Annotated in this window: 2 tRNA genes and 3 rRNA genes; all 5 read right to left on the bottom strand. The window is 51.2% G+C overall.

What is annotated here, in order from left to right:
• Positions 1 to 46: 46 nt before the first annotated feature.
• A 5S ribosomal RNA gene (rrf, locus tag CKW13_RS24000) occupies positions 47 to 162 on the bottom strand.
• Positions 163 to 325: 163 nt separating this feature from the next.
• Positions 326 to 3,217 (bottom strand): 23S ribosomal RNA (locus CKW13_RS24005).
• Between the two features lie 246 nt (positions 3,218 to 3,463).
• Positions 3,464 to 3,539 (bottom strand) — tRNA-Ala (locus CKW13_RS24010).
• Positions 3,540 to 3,549: 10 nt separating this feature from the next.
• Positions 3,550 to 3,626: transfer RNA gene (locus CKW13_RS24015), tRNA-Ile, on the bottom strand.
• A gap of 125 nt (positions 3,627 to 3,751) precedes the next feature.
• Positions 3,752 to 5,288 (bottom strand): 16S ribosomal RNA (locus CKW13_RS24020).
• Together the 16S, 23S and 5S rRNA genes with 2 tRNA genes alongside form the textbook arrangement of a ribosomal RNA operon.
• Positions 5,289 to 5,657: the final 369 nt, after the last annotated feature.

Consider the following 5,657-nt stretch of genomic DNA (forward strand, 5'->3'; position numbering starts at 1 on the left):
AAAACAAAACCCCATCTGCTTTCGCAAATGGGGTTTCGGAATTTAATCTTGACGATGACCTACTCTCACATGGGGAAACCCCACACTACCATCGGCGATGCATCGTTTCACTGCTGAGTTCGGGATGGGATCAGGTGGTTCCAATGCTCTATGGTCGTCAAGAAATTCGGGTACTGAGTCGTGGCCTGTAGGCCTCGCTTCAGCAAATTGGGTATGTGACAGCTTGGTGTTTTGTGAGTGCGCAAACTTTCGGTTCTTTCGTCTTCACACACCGCAATCTGGTTGCTCTGGGTGAGAGAGCTGACGCAAATTGCTTGGGTGTTATATGGTCAAGCCTCACGGGCAATTAGTATTGGTTAGCTCAACGCCTCACAGCGCTTACACACCCAACCTATCAACGTCGTAGTCTTCGACGGCCCTTCAGGGAACTCAAGGTTCCAGTGAGATCTCATCTTGAGGCAAGTTTCCCGCTTAGATGCTTTCAGCGGTTATCTTTCCCGAACATAGCTACCCGGCAATGCCACTGGCGTGACAACCGGAACACCAGAGGTTCGTCCACTCCGGTCCTCTCGTACTAGGAGCAGCCCCTCTCAAATCTCAAACGTCCACGGCAGATAGGGACCGAACTGTCTCACGACGTTCTAAACCCAGCTCGCGTACCACTTTAAATGGCGAACAGCCATACCCTTGGGACCGGCTTCAGCCCCAGGATGTGATGAGCCGACATCGAGGTGCCAAACACCGCCGTCGATATGAACTCTTGGGCGGTATCAGCCTGTTATCCCCGGAGTACCTTTTATCCGTTGAGCGATGGCCCTTCCATACAGAACCACCGGATCACTAAGACCTACTTTCGTACCTGCTCGACGTGTCTGTCTCGCAGTCAAGCGCGCTTTTGCCTTTATACTCTACGACCGATTTCCGACCGGTCTGAGCGCACCTTCGTACTCCTCCGTTACTCTTTAGGAGGAGACCGCCCCAGTCAAACTACCCACCATACACTGTCCTCGATCCGGATAACGGACCTGAGTTAGAACCTCAAAGTTGCCAGGGTGGTATTTCAAGGTTGGCTCCACGCGAACTGGCGTCCACGCTTCAAAGCCTCCCACCTATCCTACACAAGCAAATTCAAAGTCCAGTGCAAAGCTATAGTAAAGGTTCACGGGGTCTTTCCGTCTAGCCGCGGATACACTGCATCTTCACAGCGATTTCAATTTCACTGAGTCTCGGGTGGAGACAGCGCCGCCATCGTTACGCCATTCGTGCAGGTCGGAACTTACCCGACAAGGAATTTCGCTACCTTAGGACCGTTATAGTTACGGCCGCCGTTTACCGGGGCTTCGATCAAGAGCTTCGCGTTAGCTAACCCCATCAATTAACCTTCCGGCACCGGGCAGGCGTCACACCCTATACGTCCACTTTCGTGTTTGCAGAGTGCTGTGTTTTTAATAAACAGTCGCAGCGGCCTGGTATCTTCGACCGGCATGAGCTTACGGAGCAAGTCCTTCACCCTCACCGGCGCACCTTCTCCCGAAGTTACGGTGCCATTTTGCCTAGTTCCTTCACCCGAGTTCTCTCAAGCGCCTTGGTATTCTCTACCCAACCACCTGTGTCGGTTTGGGGTACGGTTCCTGGTTACCTGAAGCTTAGAAGCTTTTCTTGGAAGCATGGCATCAACCACTTCGTGTTCTAAAAGAACACTCGTCATCAGCTCTCGGCCTTAGAATCCCGGATTTACCTAAGATTCCAGCCTACCACCTTAAACTTGGACAACCAACGCCAAGCTGGCCTAGCCTTCTCCGTCCCTCCATCGCAATAACCAGAAGTACAGGAATATTAACCTGTTTTCCATCGACTACGCTTTTCAGCCTCGCCTTAGGGACCGACTAACCCTGCGTCGATTAACGTTGCGCAGGAAACCTTGGTCTTTCGGCGTGGGTGTTTTTCACACCCATTGTCGTTACTCATGTCAGCATTCGCACTTCTGATACCTCCAGCAAGCTTCTCAACTCACCTTCACAGGCTTACAGAACGCTCCTCTACCGCATCACCTAAGTGATACCCGTAGCTTCGGTGTATGGTTTGAGCCCCGTTACATCTTCCGCGCAGGCCGACTCGACTAGTGAGCTATTACGCTTTCTTTAAAGGGTGGCTGCTTCTAAGCCAACCTCCTAGCTGTCTAAGCCTTCCCACATCGTTTCCCACTTAACCATAACTTTGGGACCTTAGCTGACGGTCTGGGTTGTTTCCCTTTTCACGACGGACGTTAGCACCCGCCGTGTGTCTCCCATGCTCGGCACTTGTAGGTATTCGGAGTTTGCATCGGTTTGGTAAGTCGGGATGACCCCCTAGCCGAAACAGTGCTCTACCCCCTACAGTGATACATGAGGCGCTACCTAAATAGCTTTCGAGGAGAACCAGCTATCTCCGAGCTTGATTAGCCTTTCACTCCGATCCACAGGTCATCCGCTAACTTTTCAACGGTAGTCGGTTCGGTCCTCCAGTTAGTGTTACCCAACCTTCAACCTGCCCATGGATAGATCGCCCGGTTTCGGGTCTATTCCCAGCGACTAGACGCCCTATTAAGACTCGCTTTCGCTACGCCTCCCCTATTCGGTTAAGCTCGCCACTGAAAATAAGTCGCTGACCCATTATACAAAAGGTACGCAGTCACCCAACAAAGTGGGCTCCCACTGCTTGTACGCATACGGTTTCAGGATCTATTTCACTCCCCTCTCCGGGGTTCTTTTCGCCTTTCCCTCACGGTACTAGTTCACTATCGGTCAGTCAGTAGTATTTAGCCTTGGAGGATGGTCCCCCCATATTCAGACAAGGTTTCTCGTGCCCCGTCCTACTCGATTTCACGGTAAAGAGATTTTCGCGTACAGGGCTATCACCCACTATGGCCGCACTTTCCAGAGCGTTCCGCTAATCTCAAAACCGCTTAAGGGCTAGTCCCCGTTCGCTCGCCACTACTAAGGGAATCTCGGTTGATTTCTTTTCCTCAGGGTACTTAGATGTTTCAGTTCCCCTGGTTCGCCTCTTGCACCTATGTATTCAGTACAAGATAACCATCTTATGATGGCTGGGTTCCCCCATTCAGACATCTCCGGATCAAAGTCTGTTTGCCGACTCCCCGAAGCTTTTCGCAGGCTACCACGTCTTTCATCGCCTCTGACTGCCAAGGCATCCACCGTATGCGCTTCTTCACTTGACCATATAACCCCAAGCAATCTGGTTATACTGTGAAGACGACATTCGCCGAAAATTCGCACAGCTCAATTAAGAGCCTCTCACAAATTTTACCTTAGCCTGAGCCGTTACCAGTGAAAGTAACGTTCAGTCTATCTTTCTATCACATACCCAAATTTTTAAAGAACGATCTAATCAAAGACTAGAAATCAACATTCACCACCCCAAGGATGGAATGCTCATTTCTAAACTCTAACGCAGAAGCAGTTAATGGTGGAGCCAAGCGGGATCGAACCGCTGACCTCCTGCGTGCAAGGCAGGCGCTCTCCCAGCTGAGCTATGGCCCCATAACAAAATTGGTGGGTCTGGGCAGATTCGAACTGCCGACCTCACCCTTATCAGGGGTGCGCTCTAACCAACTGAGCTACAGACCCAATTTTGATGCTTAGCGCAATCAAACTTGAAGCTTGTAGCTTAAAGCTTGAAGCTGCTTCTATCGTCTTCTTCAATGAATCAAGCAATTCGTGTGGGAACTTATGGAGCAGCTGATGTCGTCGATTAAGGAGGTGATCCAGCCGCAGGTTCCCCTACGGCTACCTTGTTACGACTTCACCCCAGTCATGAATCACACCGTGGTAACCGTCCTCCCGAAGGTTAGACTAGCTACTTCTGGTGCAACCCACTCCCATGGTGTGACGGGCGGTGTGTACAAGGCCCGGGAACGTATTCACCGCGACATTCTGATTCGCGATTACTAGCGATTCCGACTTCACGCAGTCGAGTTGCAGACTGCGATCCGGACTACGATCGGTTTTCTGGGATTAGCTCCACCTCGCGGCTTGGCAACCCTCTGTACCGACCATTGTAGCACGTGTGTAGCCCAGGCCGTAAGGGCCATGATGACTTGACGTCATCCCCACCTTCCTCCGGTTTGTCACCGGCAGTCTCCTTAGAGTGCCCACCATTACGTGCTGGTAACTAAGGACAAGGGTTGCGCTCGTTACGGGACTTAACCCAACATCTCACGACACGAGCTGACGACAGCCATGCAGCACCTGTCTCAATGCTCCCGAAGGCACCAATCTATCTCTAGAAAGTTCATTGGATGTCAAGGCCTGGTAAGGTTCTTCGCGTTGCTTCGAATTAAACCACATGCTCCACCGCTTGTGCGGGCCCCCGTCAATTCATTTGAGTTTTAACCTTGCGGCCGTACTCCCCAGGCGGTCAACTTAATGCGTTAGCTGCGCCACTAAGAGCTCAAGGCTCCCAACGGCTAGTTGACATCGTTTACGGCGTGGACTACCAGGGTATCTAATCCTGTTTGCTCCCCACGCTTTCGCACCTCAGTGTCAGTATCAGTCCAGGTGGTCGCCTTCGCCACTGGTGTTCCTTCCTATATCTACGCATTTCACCGCTACACAGGAAATTCCACCACCCTCTACCATACTCTAGCTTGTCAGTTTTGAATGCAGTTCCCAGGTTGAGCCCGGGGATTTCACATCCAACTTAACAAACCACCTACGCGCGCTTTACGCCCAGTAATTCCGATTAACGCTTGCACCCTCTGTATTACCGCGGCTGCTGGCACAGAGTTAGCCGGTGCTTATTCTGTCGGTAACGTCAAAATTGCAGAGTATTAATCTACAACCCTTCCTCCCAACTTAAAGTGCTTTACAATCCGAAGACCTTCTTCACACACGCGGCATGGCTGGATCAGGCTTTCGCCCATTGTCCAATATTCCCCACTGCTGCCTCCCGTAGGAGTCTGGACCGTGTCTCAGTTCCAGTGTGACTGATCATCCTCTCAGACCAGTTACGGATCGTCGCCTTGGTGAGCCTTTACCCCACCAACTAGCTAATCCGACCTAGGCTCATCTGATAGCGCAAGGCCCGAAGGTCCCCTGCTTTCTCCCGTAGGACGTATGCGGTATTAGCGTCCGTTTCCGAACGTTATCCCCCACTACCAGGCAGATTCCTAGGCATTACTCACCCGTCCGCCGCTCTCAAGAGAAGCAAGCTTCTCTCTACCGCTCGACTTGCATGTGTTAGGCCTGCCGCCAGCGTTCAATCTGAGCCATGATCAAACTCTTCAGTTCAAACATCTTTGGGTTTTTAAGAAACCCTAAACTTGGCTCAGCAATCGTTGGTTACATCTTTGATTTCTCGCGGAGTAACTTGTGATGCTGATAATCTTGTTGACTATCAGTCTGATTCCACAAGCACCCACACGAATTGCTTGATTCAGTTGTTAAAGAGCGGGTGGTTAAGATCTTTCGTCTCAACCGAGGCGCGCATTCTACAGCAGCCTCTGTTGCTGTCAAGCGGTTATTTTAAGAAGCTTTCAAAGTTTCGCTGGGAAATCTTTAACAACTTCAACCACTTGCGCTGACGATCACTCGTTAGCGGGAGGCGAATTCTACAGCGTTACTCGCTGCTGTCAACACCTCTTTTTCAACTCCTTTCGG

Origin of the sequence: Pseudomonas sp. Irchel 3E20 (assembly GCF_900187645.1) — a bacterium.
GTDB lineage: Bacteria > Pseudomonadota > Gammaproteobacteria > Pseudomonadales > Pseudomonadaceae > Aquipseudomonas.